Source organism: Rhodococcus sp. BUPNP1, from assembly GCF_002215235.1.
In the GTDB taxonomy this organism is placed as follows: domain Bacteria; phylum Actinomycetota; class Actinomycetes; order Mycobacteriales; family Mycobacteriaceae; genus Rhodococcus.
In genome coordinates this window covers 134,657-150,618 of sequence record NZ_NERM01000010.1, presented here as the reverse complement: position 1 = coordinate 150,618, position 15,962 = coordinate 134,657, and the positions used below count along the sequence as shown (strand labels likewise).

Genomic DNA, 15,962 nt, shown 5'->3' with positions numbered 1-15,962 from the left:
GGACATCGTGACGCGTGTGGCACCGATCTTCTTTGCCTGTCCCGGGTCTCGCGGAACGGCTTTCCTTGTCACGCCGGCGCCGACTGGTGCAGTGCGGAAGCGGTGTCAGAGCAGTCCGGGTGCGGCTCCCGGTGCCGCGGGCGGTGCGTCGGGTTCACGCATCATCCGGAAGGAGTTCAGCAGTCCGAGCAGTCCCGTGAGGATGGGCACGAGCAGCGCGGCCTGCAGCGCGACGGGCCGGGCGTCGGTGTTGATGCGGATGATCTCGTCGCGGATCTCGGGTGGCCGGCCGGCGAGCAGGTCCTGGAGTTGCGTATTGCTCATGACCTCGGCGTCCTCCTCGAGGACCTGCGCGATGTGTTGCTTCTCGTCGGGCGGCAGGACGGTGCTCGACTGCGTCATGGCGGTGAACGTGAGGGACAAGGTGGCCAGCATGACGGCCCCGGCGAAGGCCAGTCCGAACGACAGCCCGAACGACCCGGCCGCGGAATTGGTGCCCGCGGCCTCACTGACCCGCTCCTCCGATATCGGGGCGAGGGTGTAGTTGTTCAGTTGCGAGACCAGCAGCCCCAGCCCGGCACCGGCAACGACGAGTGGTGCCAGCAGCACCCACCCGAAGTCCGCGCGGGGTACCAACGGGAGCAGCACGGCGACGCCGACGGTGACGAGCGCGAACCCCCACCGAATGATGACTGCGGGACGGCGATTGCCTGCCTTGTTCCCCGCGAGCAGAGCGACGGCGAACATGCTCAGCGACAGCGGTGCGAGTGAGAGACCGGCCTGCATGGCGTTGTACTCGAGCACCATCTGCAGATAGATGGGCAGCGCGATCATCGTCCCGCCCAACGCGATCTGCTGAAGCATCTGCCCGGTGACGCCGAGCCGGAACACCTTCGACCGGAACAGGCCCGGGTCCAGCAGGGCAGGCTCGCCGCGCCGTGTGCGGCGGATCAACCAGTAGGTGAGAGCGGTGAGCGCGGCAGCTCCTGTGAGCAGCAGTGCCGCGACCGCGTCGCCGCCCTCCTGCCACACCAGGATCCCGAGCACGATCCCACCCATGCCGACGACCGACAGCACGGCTCCGATCGGGTCCACGCCGCGCGGCCCGGTGTACGGCACGTCCCGGACGAGCCCGATGCCGGCCAGTACCACCGCGATGATCACCACTTCCAGGGCGAACCCGACCCGCCACGACAGATAGGTGGTGACGAAGCCGCCGAGTAATGGGCCGACTGCAGCGGCGATCGCAGCTGCCGCGCCGACGAGTGCGTAGACCTTCTTCTGAGCGGCGCCGTGGAAGTTGCCGTGTACCAGTGACTGCATGGCAGGCAGCAGGAGTGATGCGCCGATCCCACCGACCACCGCCCACAGGAGGATCACCACGGTCAGTCCCTGGGCGAGGGTCATCGCCGCAGCGCCCGTCGCGTAGCCGAGCAGTCCCAGCACGTATGCGCGTTTGCGACCGATCAGGTCACCGATCTTGCTGCCGATCAGAATGAACGCCGCCGAGACCAGCGCTTCGAGCGCGATCGCGGACTGCACACCGCTGACGGTGGTGCCGAGGTCGCGCACCACCGCCGAGATCGACACGTTCATCAGCGACGTGTCGACGACAAGGACGAACATCGCCATCGCGAGAAGCACGGCGAGCAACCGACGTCGGCCGGAGAGCTGACCTTCTTCGGCGGAAGAGATCCCGTCGGCCATGGCAGATCACCACCTCACCGTGCACTGGCGGCGATCCGGCCGGTCAACCAGTGCTGATCCGACAGTAGACCCGGGGAATGTGCAGAAGGCGCTGTTCGGTCGAGCCGGATTCAGTACGTGTCTCATCCCTGGGTCCACCGACGATCCGGTAGTTGCTCCCGGCCTCGGTTGCGGCGAGATCGGCCAACGCACGCAGGCCATGGACGGCGGCTTTCGACGCAGCAAGGATCTCGACCTCGATCGCGGCGTTCATGGGGCAACCTTCTTCCAGATCGGGGCGAGCACATGGTCGGCGGCGTCGGCGCCGCCGGTGCGCACATCGTCTGCGGTGATCAGGAGCCAGCCAACAGTACTGGTTCGTCCGCTGCGGCGGCGATGCGCCGCAGCGGACGAACCGGCCGGGACCTGCAGCCAGGGTTCTCCGCCGAGGGGAGAACTGCTGGAAATCGAGAAGGTTCACAAGCTGGCCGCGCGCCTATCGGATCGGCATAACATGGATAACCGCGATTATCCATCAAATGTGGAAGGGGTGATGGTGGCCGGTGGGTTGTAGAAACACTCCGGGGGGCGTGATGCCTTCGCGGTGCCCAACGCGCTGTCGGGCATAGAGGTGTCCCATGCGCGCGGTCGCCACCGGCAGCATGGCGTTGCTCTGCAACGGACACAGCATTCGCGTGTCACCGCGACTCGGTGGCGGCCGATACGCAGTGATCGGACCAGTGGCTGGAATCGCCGTCGGTAACGGCTTCGCGGAGTCCCGCCCGAGACTGGGGTCGGATCGACTTTCCAGACACACCGCGCCCGGCATCGATGATCGGGGCAGACGGATCGGTCATCACATGCAACGTCCGAAAACCACTAGTTAACATAACGAGGTCTTATCGGTTGGGCTTCTTTGATCACTTGACCTGCAGGTGTTTACGACGTCTCTGTCGACGCCTCCGTCCCACCCGGCGTAGTCACTGCTTCCACGGTCATCAGCCGCGTGATCTCCTCCCGGTCGGCCTGCGACGGCAGTCCCCATCCGTCTCGGTAGCCGTACATCTCGCGCAGAGTGATCGCGTGCCGGTTGCCATCGGCGATCTCGATGTCGTCGACGGTGATCAGGCCCGGATGGGCCACACCCGTGGCCTGCGCGATCTTGAACACGTCGCGGCGTAGGGCTTCGATGTAGTCGGCGACGCGGTCGGCCTTGGTCGGGACGTCGAGTCCTCGGGTGAGCCAGCGGTTCTGTGTGGCGACGCCGGTGGGGCAGCGGTCGGTGTGGCATTTCTGTGCCTGGATGCATCCGATCGAGAACATCGGTTCGCGTGCGACGTTGACCATGTCGCAGCCGAGTGCCATGGCGACCACTGCGTTGTCGGGCAGACCGAGTTTGCCGGCGCCGATGAAGGTGACGTCGTCGGTGAGGCCGGCCTCGGCGAACGTCGCGTAGACCCGCGCGAATCCGCTGCGGAACGGCAGGGAGACCGCGTCGGCGAACACCAATGGTGCTGCGCCGGTTCCACCTTCGCCACCGTCGATGGTGACGAAGTCGACGCCGCGGTCGGTCTCGCTCATCCGCCGGGTGAGTTCGTCCCAGAAGGTCGTGTCGCCGACGGCGGACTTGATGCCCACGGGAAGGCCCGTCTCGGCGGCAAGCAGTTCGACCCAGTCGAGCAGACTGTCGATGTCGTGGAACTCCGTGTGCCGGGAGGGGCTCACGCAGTCCTTGCCGACGGGGATTCCGCGGACCTCGGCGATCTCCGGGGTGACCTTGGCTCCGGGGAGCAGTCCGCCCAGTCCGGGCTTGGCGCCCTGACTGAGCTTGATCTCCAGAGCACGGACGGGCGCCGAGTCGACGACCCGCTTCAGCCGTGCGAGGTCGAAGTGGCCGTCCTCGTCACGGCACCCGAAGTAGCCGGTGCCGATCTGGAAGATCAATTCTCCGCCGTTGCGGTGGTAGTTCGTCAGGCCACCTTCGCCGGTGTTCTGCAGACACCCGGCTGCGCCGGCACCCCGGTTGAGTGCCTCCACGGCGGCACCGGACAGCGAGCCGAAGCTCATCGCGGAGATGTTGACGAACGACCCGGGGCGGAAGGCCCGGGCGCGCCCCCGGGCACCACCGAGGATCTTCGCGGACGGAATGGAGACCTTCTCGCCACCGTGAGGCGCGGCCGACGGCGGCAGGTCCGAGAACGTCCGGTGCTTGATGATCGTGTACCCGTCGGTGTACTCGATGTCGTTGTCGCTGCCGAAACCGAAGGTGTTCGTGACGTTCTTCGACGACGCGTAGATCCACCTGCGCTGGTCGCGGTTGAACGGCCGCTCCTCGTCGTTGTTCGTCGTGATGTACTGCCGCAGTTCGGGTCCCAGCGACTCCAGGACGTAACGCGCATGCCCGAGAACCGGGAAGTTCCGCAGCAGCGAATGTCGTTTCTGCACAAGATCGTAGGCACCGACAGCGGCCGCCGCAGCGGCCGGGATACCGAGCGTTTTCGACCATCCCATTCTCCGAGGGTACGTCCGATCAACCGCCCCGGAGCGGGAACCGAGCGGGGTTTCGAGGGGCGGACACCATGGGTACCCGCCGTGCAGAGCTGTGCGTGGTGAGAGGTGAGCGAATGCAAAAGAGCGACCTGCAGTCCGACTACGACGAGGCCGACCTCGAGATCGGAGACCGCAAGAAGGCTGCCGCCGGCGTCACCGGCGTCGCCGTGGCGATGAAACGATCCCTCGAACAGATGGGACTGGTGCGTTCGGCCGAGACACTGCTCGAACTGAACCAGGCCGAAGGGTTCGACTGCCCGAGCTGTGCGTGGCCCGACCCGGACCCCGGGCATCGCAAGATCGCCGAGTTCTGCGAGAACGGTGCCAAGGCCGTCGCCGAGGAGGGCACCAAGCGACGCGCCGACCCCGAATTCTTCGCCAGGTACAGCATCGACGAGCTCGCCGCACACAGCGAACTGTGGCTCGGCAAGCAGGGCCGCATCACGCACCCGATGGTCAAGAGGCCCGGCGCCACGCACTACACCCCGATCGAGTGGGACGAGGCCTTCGACCTCATCGGTGAGCAGCTGAAGTCGCTGGACAGCCCTGATCAAGCCACCTTCTACACCTCCGGGCGTGCGTCGAACGAAGCGGCCTTCGTGTACCAGCTGTTCGCGCGGGCGTTCGGGACCAACAACCTGCCCGACTGCTCCAACATGTGCCATGAGTCCACGAGCATCGCGCTGCAGGAATCGATCGGCATCGGCAAGGCCAGCGTGACGCTCGACGACGTGCACAACGCCGAGCTCATCATCCTGCAGGGCCAGAACCCCGGCACGAACCACCCGCGCATGCTCACCGCACTCGAAGAGGCCAAGCAGAACGGTGCGAAGATCCTGACGATCAACCCGCTGCGCGAGGCGGGTCTGGTGAACTTCCGTAATCCGCAGACGCCGCGCGGCGTGCTCGGACGGGGAACGGACCTGTCCGACCTGCATCTGTCGATCAAGGTCAACGGAGATCTGGCACTGCTGCAGGCGTTCGGGTCGCTGCTCGTCGAATGGGACGCGCTCGATCACGACTTCGTGCAGCAGTACACGCGGGGATTCGACGACTGGGTCGAACACGTCCGGGACATCGATTGGGACGAGGTGGTCGCCGCGACCGGCCTGTCGCGCCAGCAGATCACCGAGGCTGCCCAGATGCTGCGCCGCTCGAAGGCGACGGTGTTCTGCTGGGCCATGGGAATCACCCAGCACCGCAACGCCGTGGCGACCATCAAGGAGATCTGCAATCTCGCGTTCGCGCAGGGCAACATCGGCAAGCGCGGTGCCGGGCTCATGCCGGTGCGCGGACACTCGAACGTCCAGGGCGACCGCACGATGGGGATCTGGGAACGCGCGCCGCAGAGTTTCCTCGACGCTATCGAGAAGGAGTTCGGTTTCGATCCTCCTCGCGAGAACGGCTACGACACCGTCGATTCGATCAAGGCGATGCGCGACGGCAAGGTGCGTTTCTTCCTCGGCCTCGGCGGCAACTTCGTGCAGGCGGCGCCGGACACCGGCGTCACAGCCGAGGCGATGGCCGGAATCGACATGACCGTGCACATCTCGACGAAGCCCAATCGTTCCCATCTGGTCTGCGGCAGAACCGCATTGATCCTTCCGACGCTCGGGCGCACAGACAAGGACGTCCAGACCTCGGGGCCACAGTTCGTGTCGGTCGAGGACACGACGTGCGCGGTCCACGCGTCCCGGGGACCGTTGAAGCCACCCTCCGAGCACCTTCGTTCGGAGGTCGCGATCATCACCGGCATCGCCGAGGCCACGCTCGGTGACCGTTACGGGATCGACTGGAAGGCGATGCGCGACGACTACGCGAACATCCGCTCGCGCATCTCTCGCGTCGTCCCGGGCTGTGAGGGCTACGAGGTCAACGTCCGGCGTCCGGGAGGGTTCATCCTGCCGCATCCGCCCCGCGACACCCGGACCTTCGATACCGATTCGGGTAAGGCAGAATTCGCCGTATCGCCGGTGGAAGTGGTTCAGGTTCCGCCGGGGCATCTGCTGTTGCAGACGATGCGCAGCCACGACCAGTTCAACACCACCATCTACGGCCTCAGCGACCGCTACCGCGGGATCGAGGGTGGCCGTCGTGTCGTGTTCATGCACCGGGACGACATCGCCGCACTGGGTTTCGACGACGGGGACTTCGTCGACCTGTTCACACGATGGGACGGCGACGACCGCGACCGTTGCGCCAAGAGGTTCCGGATCGTCGAGTACGACCTGCCACGAGGAAGCGCGGCCGCCTACTACCCGGAGACCAACCCTCTCGTCCCGCTCGATTCGACTGCACTGAAGAGCAACTGCCCCACCTACAAGTCGATCGTGATCTCCCTGGCTCCTGCCGGACGCGACGAGTGCCCGGACGCGCTCGGAACTGCGCCCGTGGGGTCGGACTGGTCGCACAAGACGACCCCGGAGCCGAAGCACCTGTCCTGACCGGCGGTCAGGCTGCCTCGAATGCTCCTTCGCGCAGCAGTGTTTCGGCCGCGATGAAGGCTGCGGCGCGACGTGTGATGGTGGGCGGCGCCGGTGGGTTGCCGTTCCACTGGTCGAACAGGGTGCTCAGGCTCAACGCGATGCGCTCCGGCGACTCCCAGTTGCGCCACGCATCGAAGTCTCTCGTGCGCACGAGTTTCCGTGCTGTCTCGAGCGGGGTGAGTCCGGCCCGGTGATGATCGTGGGCGGCGTCGCGCAGCCACAGCCAGTAGTCGCGTAGTGCTCGGATCTCCGCTGCACCACAGGTCGGCCCGTGCCCGGGTACGTACACCGCGGCGTCCCAGCCGAGCAATCGGTCGAGCGCCGACAACCAGTTGTCGAGCGGGCCGTGCCACAGGATCGGCGTCGACCCGATGAACAGCAGGTCGCCGGTGAAGACGACACCGGCATCGGCCACGCGGACGACCAGGTCGCCGGCCGTGTGGCACGGCCCGAGTTGCTCGAGTTCGATCGTGCGACCACCGATGTCCAGTGAGGTGGCGGTCGCGAAGGTCGTGTCGGGCATCCGCGGGGTGCGGCGCGGGAATCGGGCACCGCCGCGGACCCGCGCCATGTAGGCACCGGCCGCACCGACGGGGCCGGGGACGCGCCGGATCCTGGAGCCTATGCCGGCCAGCGCGGTGAGGGCGCGCGGGGGAAGATCCTCGCGCATCCCGTCCAGTGCGGCGGCGCTGGTGGTGATCCGCGCGTCGGGTGGCAGCGTCTCGTTGCCCCACCAATGGTCACCGTCGCTGTGGGTGTTCACCGCGTCGGTGATCGGAGCATCGGCGACCAGCGGTGCCTGCGCCTCGGCGATGCGCTGCGCCCATGCGACGTCCCATGCGGTGTCGACGACCAGCGACGCCGTTCCCGGAGCGACGACCAACCCGGTGTTGGCCTCGCCCCAGCCGCCGGGTGTACGCACGAACGCCCAGACCCCGTCGCCGACCTGCTGCAATCCACTCATGTCGACCTCCCGGCCCGCCACCCTACCGAGGTGTCCGTTTCGTGCTCCTTCGGCTCGGGTAGCCGACGATCAACCGTCATCCACAGGAGCCGACAGACATGAGACTCAGTACCGTCCTCGCGACCGCAGCTGCCACCACGACCACCGCGATCGTCGGATCGATCGCCTCCCAGGACACGAACTCCCGGTGGTACCGCAAGTTGCGCAAGCCCGGTTTCCAGCCTCCGGCCGCAGCGTTCCCGATCGTCTGGACGGCGCTGTACGCCGATATCGCTGTCACCTCGGCCGTCGCGATCGACGAGTACACCGACGCCGACGACTACGCGGGTCGTCGCAACTATATCGCGGCTCTGGCCACGAATCTCGTCCTCAACGCGTCGTGGTCGTGGGTGTTCTTCAAGTGGCATCGGTTGATGCCTGCCACTGTGGTCGCCGCCCTGCTCGCCGCCAGTACCGCGGATCTGACGCGCTGGACGGCCGAGGCGAATCCGACTGCGGGGGCTGCGCTGGCTCCGTACTCGGCGTGGACGGCGTTCGCCACGCTGCTGACCGGACGGATCACACAGCTCAATCGCTGATCCGCCGATGTCGCGGAGGGCAATGAGACAGTTCTTCGCAATCTGTCTCATCTGTGCGACCGTCGGTACATGACCGTTGCAACGGGGGCGTCGGAACAGCAAGCGCAGGAACTCGGGGCGTCACCGTGGGACTCCCAGCACCGGGAGTTCGACTACGACCTGGACGACATCGAGGGCGCGATTCCCGAGGGCCTGCGGGGCGCGCTCTACCGGATCGGGCCCGGCCGTCTCGACGTCGACGGTCATCCCCTGAGTCATATCTTCGACGGTGACGGCATGGTCTCCCACATCGACATCGGGCCGGTGGGGGTCCACTACCGGAATCGGTACGTGCGGACGAAGAGCTTCGCGAGGACGAACGAGACACGTCGTCCGGCAAAAGGATTCAGTACACAGAGGATCGGCGGTGCGCTCGCAAACGCGCTGAGGTTCCCTGAGAATCTCGCGAACACGAGTGTGTTGTTGCACGACGACGTGCTCTACGCCCTCTGGGAAGGGGGACGACCGCACCGGCTCGACGCCGAGACCCTGCAGACCTATGGGCCCGAATCCTTCGGTGGTGCGTTGAAGCGCGTCGGAGCGTTCTCCGCGCATCCGAAGACCGACCCCGCGACAGGTGAGGTGTTCAACTTCGGGCTCGACTTCTTCCCGCGACCGATGATCCGCTGCTATCGACTCGATCGCGGCCGTCGGCTGCACGGACTCGCGACCGTCCCGATTCCGAAGCTCGGATTCGTCCACGACTTCGCGCTGACCGAACGCCACCTGATGTTCGTACTCGGACCGTTGGTGGTCCGGAATCCGATCCCGGTTGCTCTGGGTCTGCGTCCCTTCGACGACGCGTTGTCCTATCGGCCGGAACTCGGCACCACCATCGTCCTGGTCCCGCGCGACGGCGGTAGGCCGACCACCGTCGAACACGATGCGCTGTTCCATTTCCACGTCACCAATGCCCACGAAGACGGGGACCGCACCGTCGTCGAACTCGTCGCACACGATCCCGCCGATGGCTGGGAAGGGTGGAACAGGCACCTACGCAACTATCGCGAGTCCGCCGGGCCGGCCTTCGGGGGCACCCTCACCCGGCTGTCGGTCGACCGGCGGACCCGCCGCGTCACCACCATCGAACTCGACGATCACGGATGTGAGTTCCCCCAGCTCGACCAGCGGTTCGCTACCACCGAGCATCGCTACAGCTACACGGCATCGGCATCGGTCCCGGGAGGCGATCCCGACTCGGTCACCACGATCGATCATCGCGCCGGAGCCGTGAGCCGATACACGGCCGCCGCCGGCGACACCGTCTGCGAACCGCTCTTCGCGCCGGGCGGCGACGCCGAGGGCGACGGCTGGTTGCTGACACTCGAGCACCGGCCCGCGCGCAGGACCAGCAGACTCGTCGTCCTGCGCGCCGATCGACCGGGCGACGGGCCGGTCGCGGCGGTGAACCTGCAGCACCACGTGCCGATGACCTTCCACGGAGCCTTCCGGCCGGGGTCCGGCCTCCGGCATTGATCTCTCGGCTGTGGCGGCTCGGACTGTCGAGAAGCCTCACAGCCTCTCTCCGTTCGGGTCTTCCAGGGGCGGGTATCACCCCCTACAAATATGTTGCACTTATAAGTGAAAGTGGCTACGGTCGGAGTGGATGCAGGAGGTGTGAGCGATGGACGCAGTGATCGATCGCGGCGTGGGAAAGACGACACTGACGGTGACATCGGATCAGGTGTCGCAGGCCGGAGCGTTCAACCCTGCGGATCTGCTGTCGGTGGTTCCCGCCGAGCTGGCCGCAATCCTCACCGAAGTTGTGCAGATCGTCGCTGCGGGTGGCACGGTAACCATCGGTTCGATGCCGGATGAGCTGACCACTACATCAGCGGCGGATCTACTCGGCATCTCTCGCCCGACGCTGATGAAACTGATCCGCGAAGGGCAGATCCCAGGACACAAGGTCGGGACCCACACGCGACTCCATACTGCGGACGTCCTCGCTTACAGAGACCGGCTGCGCGAGCAACAAAGGGCCGCATTGCAGGATCTGCGCGACTTCGAGGAAGCCGAGGGACTGGATTACTGACAGTCGGGAGGCTCGTATGTGTATGTGGCGGTAGGGAGCCTATTGTCACACGCGTGAGTTCACGAGTGCCGAACGTGCTGCCGGACGCGAACGTACTGTATTCGCGGACTTTGAGGGACTGGCTCTGTCTGCTGGCCAACAGGTCCGGTCCGCCATTGTTCCATCTGCGTTGGACCGAGGACATTCTTGCGGAGTTGGTATATCACCTGCGCAAGAAGCACCCGCACTTCTCCGATCGTCAGATCGGGGGAGTGCGGGACAATATCGTCAGAGTGGCCGCACATGGCCGAATCAAGGGATACGAAATCGATCCGGGTCTGGCATATACAGACGAGTACGACGCGCACTTGCATGCCGCTGCCGAACATGGTGACGTCCAATATGTCATCACCAGCGACAATGGGTTTCACGACTTTGCGGTAGCTCATGACGAATTTCTCGGCTATGAGGTCTATACCCCGGACGACTTCCTGATGCTCGTCCACCGGGACGCAATCTCCACTGTCCGTGAAGCCCTGCTCGAACAGATCGCCTATCACCGCAGACTCGGTCGACCGTTCAACCTGGTGGCTCGTCTCGAAGACGCACAGGCTCCCAACTTCGCCGCCGCGATCCGCAAAATGATGCAAGCACCGGCGGTGGCTCGAGCTCTCTCGTGTGTCCCCGAAGGTAGCTGAGACGACACGGCTGATTGTGATCGGTTCTCGCAGCCGCCACCGCAGAGCAAACCGGTGATGGGCGATGATGGAGCCATGTTGGAAACACCCGTCGTCATCGGTATCGGATCCATCTGCGTGGGGTTCGTCTTCTTCATGCTCGCCGCGACGGGCACGCGATCGCGCTGGGACAAGAAGATCACCATCACGCTCTTCGCGATCGCCATCGTCTTCATGACGATCATCCCGGTCATCGGGGCGGTGGGGTTCGCGGCCTGACACTCCGCGACGTCGCGGTGGAAGTGCTCGCACACCGCCGATCCCCGTGGGAGTATCCACCGCAGGAAACCGAACAGGGGAGGTCGCGGTGGGTGGCGTCAGCGGTGAATTGAAAGACGAACTGACGAAGCGTCTTTCGTCGGTACTCGACGGCAGTTGGACGCTGCGGCGCATCGAACGGCTCACCGGCGGTGCGAGCCGTGAGACGTGGGCGATCACCGCGGTGTCGGCCACCGGCGACACCCGGGAACTCATCCTGCGCCGCGACCCACCGGGCCGCGAGGACGCACGCAGGATCGCCATGGAAGCGGCGTCCTTCGACGAGGCCGCCCGCGTCGGCGTGCCCGTGCCCGACGTGATCGACCGCAGCGGCGACGAACCGCACCCCGGGATCGGCGCCTACCTCGTGATGTCGAAGGTGCCCGGCGAGGCACTGCCGCAGCGGCTGCTGCGCGACGAGAATCTGGCCGAGGTCCGCGCCGCGCTGCCCTACGAACTCGGACGCATACTCGCCCGGATCCACCGCATGGACATCGAGGCCGTACCGAACCTGCCGGAACACGACCCGCTGACCTCCCTGTTCGACGAGTACCTCACCAACGGCGACCCTGTGCCGACGCTCGAGGCCGCCTTCGCGTGGCTCACCCGCAACCGTCCACCGGCGACCGGGAAAGCGTTCGTACACGGCGACTTCCGCAACGGGAACCTCCTCGTCGACGCGGAGGGTGTGCGCGGGGTGCTCGACTGGGAACTGGCGCACATGGGTGATCCGATGGAGGACCTCGGGTGGCTGTGCACCCGGACGTGGCGTTTCGGTTCGCCGCATCCGGTCGGCGGGTTCGGTTCCCGCGACGACCTGTTCCGCGGGTACGCCGACGAATCGGGTGAGAGTCCCGACCCCGAGGTCGTCCACTGGTGGGAGGTCTACGGCTCGCTGCGATGGGCGGTGATCTGCCGGATGCAGGCCGCCGCAGCAGCGACGGGAGGCGACAACACCCTCGAACTGCTCGCCATCGGCCGCCGCGTCGCCGAGTGCGAACACGACCTGCTGGATCTGCTGGGCGTTCCTCCCCACGAGGAGACGGAGACTCCGCCCGCCGCCCCGCAGTTCCTCGGGGCACCGCCCGTCGAGGAGCTGCTCGAGGCGGTCCGCGAGTTCGTCCTGGAGGTCGGGGCGGGCGCCGATGCGAAGACCCGCTACCGCAGCCGGGTGGCCGCGCACGTCCTCGGCATCGCCGCGCGGGAGGCCACCCTCGCCCCTGGGGTGCGGGAGACCTACCGGGTGCGGCTCGCCGGGCTCGGCTACCGCTCCGAAGCCGAACTCGCCCTCGGTGTGCGTGCAGGACGAGATCACCTCGACGACCCGCAGGTCGCCGAGGTGATCAGGGGGTTGGCCGCGAACCGGCTGAAGGTCGCGAACCCGAAATACCGCTGACGGATCAGTGCGTGGCGGCGACCTCCGCACCGATGCCGGTCTCGGCGCGCACCAGCATCTCCGCGAACTTCTCGTCCTCGAGTCGGCCGCGTCCCCGGCGCTTCTCGCCGACGATCGACCCGATCACGCACGCTGCGATGCCGAGCGGCATGGTGACGATCACCGGGAGCTGGATGGTCAGGGGAGCGGGGCCGCTGCCCATCCACAAGGCCTCGGTGAACATCAGGCTCACGACCGTCGAGACGAGACCGGTGAGCACACCCCAGACCGCACCGGTGGCGTTGAAGCGCCGCCAGTTCAGGCTCAGCACGAGAGCGGGCAGATGCGCACTGCCGGCCACCATGAACGCCATGCCCATGAAGAAGGTGATGTTGGTGTCGTCACCGATGAGCATGGCCAAGCCGATGGCGAGGACGCTGAAGGACACTGCCCCGTACCGCGCGATGCGGGCCTGGGCCTCGTCCTCGCGGGCCTGCTCGTCCGCGTCGAGATTCTCGATCGGTTCCTTCCGCGTGACCGCCGGCCACACGTCGCGGGCGAAGGTACCGGCCGCGGAGATCACGACACCGGCGACCACTGCGACGATGGACGCGAAGGCGACCGCGGCGACGAGTGCGAGCGCGACGGACCCACCGATCGTGCCGGCGCCGCCACCGAGTTCGGTGACGAGCACGGGTGCTGCGAGGTTGCCACCGGGCCCGACGAGGTCGGTGCCGTTCGGGCCGAGCACGGCCGCGGCGCCGAAGCCCATCACGATGACGATCAGGTAGAACAGGCTGCACAGCGCGACGGTCCAGCCGAGCGAGCGCCGGGCGGTCGTGGCCTCGGGGACGGTGAAGAACCGGATGAGGATGTGCGCCATCCCGGCGGTGCCCAGGGCGAACGCGAGCGCGTAGGAGATGAGGTTGATCGCGCTGGTCTGGCCGAAGATCAGTCCGGGGGACAGGATCGCGTCGCCCGCGACGGCGTTGTCGGTCGCGGCGTCGAGGACCTTCGGGAACGCGAAGCCGAACTGCGCCAGGATGCCGAAGCACACGATGATCGCCAGCACCGACAGGATCGTCGACTTGATGACCTGCACCCAGGTGGTGGCGAGCATGCCGCCCACGAAGACGTAGATGCCCATGAGCGATCCGGCGACCACCACCGACAGCCAGAACGGGATGCCCGAGACGGATTCGAGGAGCACACCCGCGGCGACGAGCTGGGCGAGCAGCACGAAGGTGCCGGTGGCGATCGTGCTCAGCGCGACCGCGACCCGCACGTTCCGCGAGTCGGTGCGGAAGACGAGGACATCGGCGAGGGTGTACTTGCCGAGATTGCGCATCTTCTCCGCGAGGAGGAACAGCACCGGCAGGAACGAGATGACGGACGTGAACAGGATGACGGTGCCATCGACGCCCTTGGAGAAGATCAGGCCGGTGGTGCCGAGGAAGCTGCCGGCGGAGATGAATTCGCCCGCGATGGCGAATCCGTTCTGCCAGCTGGATATCGAGCGACCCGCGGCGAAGAATCCGTCGGCGCTCTTCGCGCGCCGGGATGCAGCGAAGGTCACCCACAGGGTCAGGGAGATGACGGCGCTGCAGATCGCGATGGCGAGATAATCGGCGTCACCGGTCATGATGCGACCTCCTCGGATGCGGGACGGTTCTGTTCGACGGCTGCGACGGCGTCGTCGACGGCGGGGCCGATGTAGGTGCGGGAGAGACGGAAGTATGCCCAGACCAGCACCCAGGTTCCGGCGAACTGCGAGAACACCACCCACAGCGACAGCGGGATGCCGAGGACGTCGGTGGCGCCGAGCTGATCGGGGAACCCGATGAAGGCGACGAGGAAGGACGTGAACAGCACGACGGTGATGCCACCGAGCGTGTTGGTCACCCGGGCGCGTCGGCGACGCAGTTCCGCGATCTCGGGAAGGTGGAGCATCCGCGTCCAGACGAGTTCGTCCGTCGAGGATGCGGGGACGGCGCTGTTCACGGTGTCGGTCATGCCCGCACCGCCGCGCCGCGGGCGCTGTCGAGCGCGAAGAGGTTCTCGTCCCAGCCGGCCTCGAGCGGACCGAAGAAGTGGAAACGGACCTGCTTGACCTTGTAGAGCCAGCGGCCGTCGATCTTGACGACCTGGTCGTTGTAGCGACCGGCGGCGATCGCGGGGGCGCCGTCGGTGACGCACGGCTGCCACAGGAACGAGCGCACGGTGGCGCGGTCACCGTCGAGGTCGATCTCGAGGTTGGTGATGAAGTGCCAGAAGGAGGTCAGTCCGCCGTCGGCGAGTCCCGCGAAGAAGGTGCGCATCTCCTCCTTTCCCCTCGGGTGGGACAGGCCGTCGAACTCGCCGTCGTCGGTGAACAGCTCCATGAGCGCGTCCCAATTGCCGTCGTCGAGATGGCGGCAGTACTGCGCGTCGAGCTTCCGGATCGCCTCGAGGTCTTCGAGGCGGGTGATGCGGTCGAGCAGGGACGGTTCGGGATGGGGACTGGACACAGCAGATCCTCCGTTGTGCGTGGTTATTAACAACCGTTCATGTGATGCGGACCATAACAACGGTGAACAGCCCCGTCAACGGGAAGGTTCTTGCTGGTCGGCGCGAGGTGTGCCTACTGTGCAGGGATGAACAGCCGGTCGAACGGTGCGTCCTCGTCCATTCGGGAACGGATTCTCGAGACCGCGCTCGACGAGTTCTACGAGTGCGGATTCCACGGGTCGACGATGCGCAATATCGCCAACGCCGCAGGTTGCAGCGCTGCCAACGTCTACAACCATTTCGAGAACAAGTCGGAACTGCTCGTGGAAATTCTCCGCCGCGCGAGCGACGAGCAGTTCACGGCGACCCGCAACGCCCTGCGTAAGGTCGGCGACGATCCGGCCGAGCGGTGGCGCGCGGCGGTCTCGGCCCACGCGCTGTACACCGCTCGGAATCCGCGAGCGTGTCTGGTGGCGAATTCGGAGCTGCGGTATCTCGGTCCGCTCGACCGCAAGCGTGTGGTGGGCTCGCGCGACGCGCAGGAGCAGCTCTTCGTCGACATCGCGGAAGACGGTGTGGAGCAAGGGATTTTCACGCTCAAGCGGGTGCACCAGGGGGTCACCGCGGTGCTGACCATGTGCGCCGGTATCCCCCTCTGGTTCCGGGAGAGCGGCCCCCTCTCGGCGCAGGAGGTCGCCGACGATTTCGCCGGATACGCGCTCAATCTGGTCGGATATTCGCGCTGAACCGTTGACGGGTCATGGGTGCCGTGCTGTACTGGGTGAACA

Annotated in this window: 15 protein-coding genes; 9 read left to right on the top strand and 6 right to left on the bottom strand. The window is 66.2% G+C overall.

Features of this window, described 5'->3' with window-relative positions; all coding sequences use genetic code 11:
• Window positions 1-105: 105 nt before the first annotated feature.
• Window positions 106-1,707 carry an MFS transporter gene (locus B9C99_RS12680; RefSeq protein ID WP_088898107.1) on the bottom strand — a complete coding sequence of 534 codons (1,602 nt, stop codon included), beginning with the start codon at window positions 1,705-1,707 and terminating at the stop codon, window positions 106-108.
• 79 nt (window positions 1,708-1,786) lie between these two features.
• On the opposite strand from B9C99_RS12680, the gene B9C99_RS25590 reads away from it, so the two are divergent.
• Complete coding sequence (locus B9C99_RS25590; RefSeq protein WP_143543558.1) at window positions 1,787-2,260, top strand: hypothetical protein; 474 nt, start codon at window positions 1,787-1,789, stop codon at window positions 2,258-2,260.
• A 365-nt stretch (window positions 2,261-2,625) separates the two neighbouring features.
• On the opposite strand, the gene B9C99_RS12670 is transcribed toward B9C99_RS25590, so the two are convergent.
• Window positions 2,626-4,197 carry an FMN-binding glutamate synthase family protein gene (locus B9C99_RS12670; RefSeq protein WP_088898105.1) on the bottom strand — a complete coding sequence of 524 codons (1,572 nt, stop codon included), beginning with the start codon at window positions 4,195-4,197 and terminating at the stop codon, window positions 2,626-2,628.
• Between the two features lie 113 nt (window positions 4,198-4,310).
• On the opposite strand from B9C99_RS12670, the gene B9C99_RS12665 reads away from it, so the two are divergent.
• On the top strand, window positions 4,311-6,680 hold the full coding sequence (locus B9C99_RS12665) for an FdhF/YdeP family oxidoreductase (RefSeq protein ID WP_016692576.1): 2,370 nt from the start codon (window positions 4,311-4,313) through the stop codon (window positions 6,678-6,680).
• Window positions 6,681-6,687: 7 nt separating this feature from the next.
• Here the strand turns inward: B9C99_RS12665 and B9C99_RS12660 are convergent, their stop codons facing one another.
• Window positions 6,688-7,686: an MBL fold metallo-hydrolase gene (locus tag B9C99_RS12660; protein WP_172414938.1), complete on the bottom strand. Its 999-nt coding sequence runs from the start codon at window positions 7,684-7,686 to the stop codon at window positions 6,688-6,690.
• Window positions 7,687-7,784: 98 nt separating this feature from the next.
• Here B9C99_RS12660 and B9C99_RS12655 point away from each other — a divergent pair, with 98 nt between their 5' ends.
• The 6 genes from B9C99_RS12655 (at window position 7,785) to B9C99_RS12630 (ending at window position 12,708) form a co-directional block, all read left to right on the top strand.
• Window positions 7,785-8,264, top strand: coding sequence for a TspO/MBR family protein (locus B9C99_RS12655; protein ID WP_088898103.1), 480 nt, complete (start codon window positions 7,785-7,787; stop codon window positions 8,262-8,264).
• Window positions 8,265-8,333: 69 nt separating this feature from the next.
• A complete protein-coding gene (locus tag B9C99_RS12650) occupies window positions 8,334-9,779 on the top strand; it encodes a carotenoid oxygenase family protein (protein ID WP_088898102.1) in 1,446 nt (481 codons plus the stop codon).
• A gap of 148 nt (window positions 9,780-9,927) precedes the next feature.
• Window positions 9,928-10,338 carry a helix-turn-helix domain-containing protein gene (locus B9C99_RS12645; RefSeq protein ID WP_016692580.1) on the top strand — a complete coding sequence of 137 codons (411 nt, stop codon included), beginning with the start codon at window positions 9,928-9,930 and terminating at the stop codon, window positions 10,336-10,338.
• A 53-nt stretch (window positions 10,339-10,391) separates the two neighbouring features.
• Window positions 10,392-11,015: a PIN domain-containing protein gene (locus B9C99_RS12640; protein WP_253250062.1), complete on the top strand. Its 624-nt coding sequence runs from the start codon at window positions 10,392-10,394 to the stop codon at window positions 11,013-11,015.
• A gap of 75 nt (window positions 11,016-11,090) precedes the next feature.
• A complete protein-coding gene (locus B9C99_RS12635) occupies window positions 11,091-11,273 on the top strand; it encodes a hypothetical protein (RefSeq protein ID WP_026061210.1) in 183 nt (60 codons plus the stop codon).
• 88 nt (window positions 11,274-11,361) lie between these two features.
• Entirely contained in the window at window positions 11,362-12,708 is a 1,347-nt protein-coding gene (locus B9C99_RS12630; RefSeq protein ID WP_088898100.1) for a phosphotransferase family protein, read from the top strand.
• A gap of 4 nt (window positions 12,709-12,712) precedes the next feature.
• Here the strand turns inward: B9C99_RS12630 and B9C99_RS12625 are convergent, their stop codons facing one another.
• The 3 genes from B9C99_RS12625 to B9C99_RS12615 are packed head-to-tail and all read right to left on the bottom strand — an operon-like array spanning window position 12,713 to window position 15,194.
• Window positions 12,713-14,329: a cation acetate symporter gene (locus tag B9C99_RS12625; protein ID WP_088898099.1), complete on the bottom strand. Its 1,617-nt coding sequence runs from the start codon at window positions 14,327-14,329 to the stop codon at window positions 12,713-12,715.
• Window positions 14,326-14,700 carry a DUF485 domain-containing protein gene (locus B9C99_RS12620; protein WP_088898098.1) on the bottom strand — a complete coding sequence of 125 codons (375 nt, stop codon included), beginning with the start codon at window positions 14,698-14,700 and terminating at the stop codon, window positions 14,326-14,328. Before B9C99_RS12620 ends, B9C99_RS12625 begins: the two co-directional genes overlap by 4 nt.
• Complete coding sequence (locus B9C99_RS12615; protein ID WP_088898097.1) at window positions 14,697-15,194, bottom strand: nuclear transport factor 2 family protein; 498 nt, start codon at window positions 15,192-15,194, stop codon at window positions 14,697-14,699. The genes B9C99_RS12620 and B9C99_RS12615 overlap by 4 nt, the downstream gene beginning before the upstream one ends.
• Window positions 15,195-15,320: 126 nt before the next feature.
• On the opposite strand from B9C99_RS12615, the gene B9C99_RS12610 reads away from it, so the two are divergent.
• Window positions 15,321-15,920 (top strand): TetR family transcriptional regulator, encoded by a 600-nt coding sequence (locus B9C99_RS12610; RefSeq protein WP_088898096.1) that lies wholly within the window; start codon window positions 15,321-15,323, stop codon window positions 15,918-15,920.
• Window positions 15,921-15,962: the final 42 nt, after the last annotated feature.

Coding starts and splice junctions, on each gene's coding strand:
- B9C99_RS12680 (WP_088898107.1), bottom strand. CDS start 1,707: ATGGCCGACGGGATCTCTTCCGCCGAAGAAGGTCAGCTCTCCGGCCGA.
- B9C99_RS12670 (WP_088898105.1), bottom strand. CDS start 4,197: ATGGGATGGTCGAAAACGCTCGGTATCCCGGCCGCTGCGGCGGCCGCT.
- B9C99_RS12665 (WP_016692576.1), top strand. CDS start 4,311: ATGCAAAAGAGCGACCTGCAGTCCGACTACGACGAGGCCGACCTCGAG.
- B9C99_RS12660 (WP_172414938.1), bottom strand. CDS start 7,686: ATGAGTGGATTGCAGCAGGTCGGCGACGGGGTCTGGGCGTTCGTGCGT.
- B9C99_RS12655 (WP_088898103.1), top strand. CDS start 7,785: ATGAGACTCAGTACCGTCCTCGCGACCGCAGCTGCCACCACGACCACC.
- B9C99_RS12650 (WP_088898102.1), top strand. CDS start 8,334: ATGACCGTTGCAACGGGGGCGTCGGAACAGCAAGCGCAGGAACTCGGG.
- B9C99_RS12645 (WP_016692580.1), top strand. CDS start 9,928: ATGGACGCAGTGATCGATCGCGGCGTGGGAAAGACGACACTGACGGTG.
- B9C99_RS12635 (WP_026061210.1), top strand. CDS start 11,091: ATGTTGGAAACACCCGTCGTCATCGGTATCGGATCCATCTGCGTGGGG.
- B9C99_RS12625 (WP_088898099.1), bottom strand. CDS start 14,329: ATGACCGGTGACGCCGATTATCTCGCCATCGCGATCTGCAGCGCCGTC.
- B9C99_RS12620 (WP_088898098.1), bottom strand. CDS start 14,700: ATGACCGACACCGTGAACAGCGCCGTCCCCGCATCCTCGACGGACGAA.
- B9C99_RS12610 (WP_088898096.1), top strand. CDS start 15,321: ATGAACAGCCGGTCGAACGGTGCGTCCTCGTCCATTCGGGAACGGATT.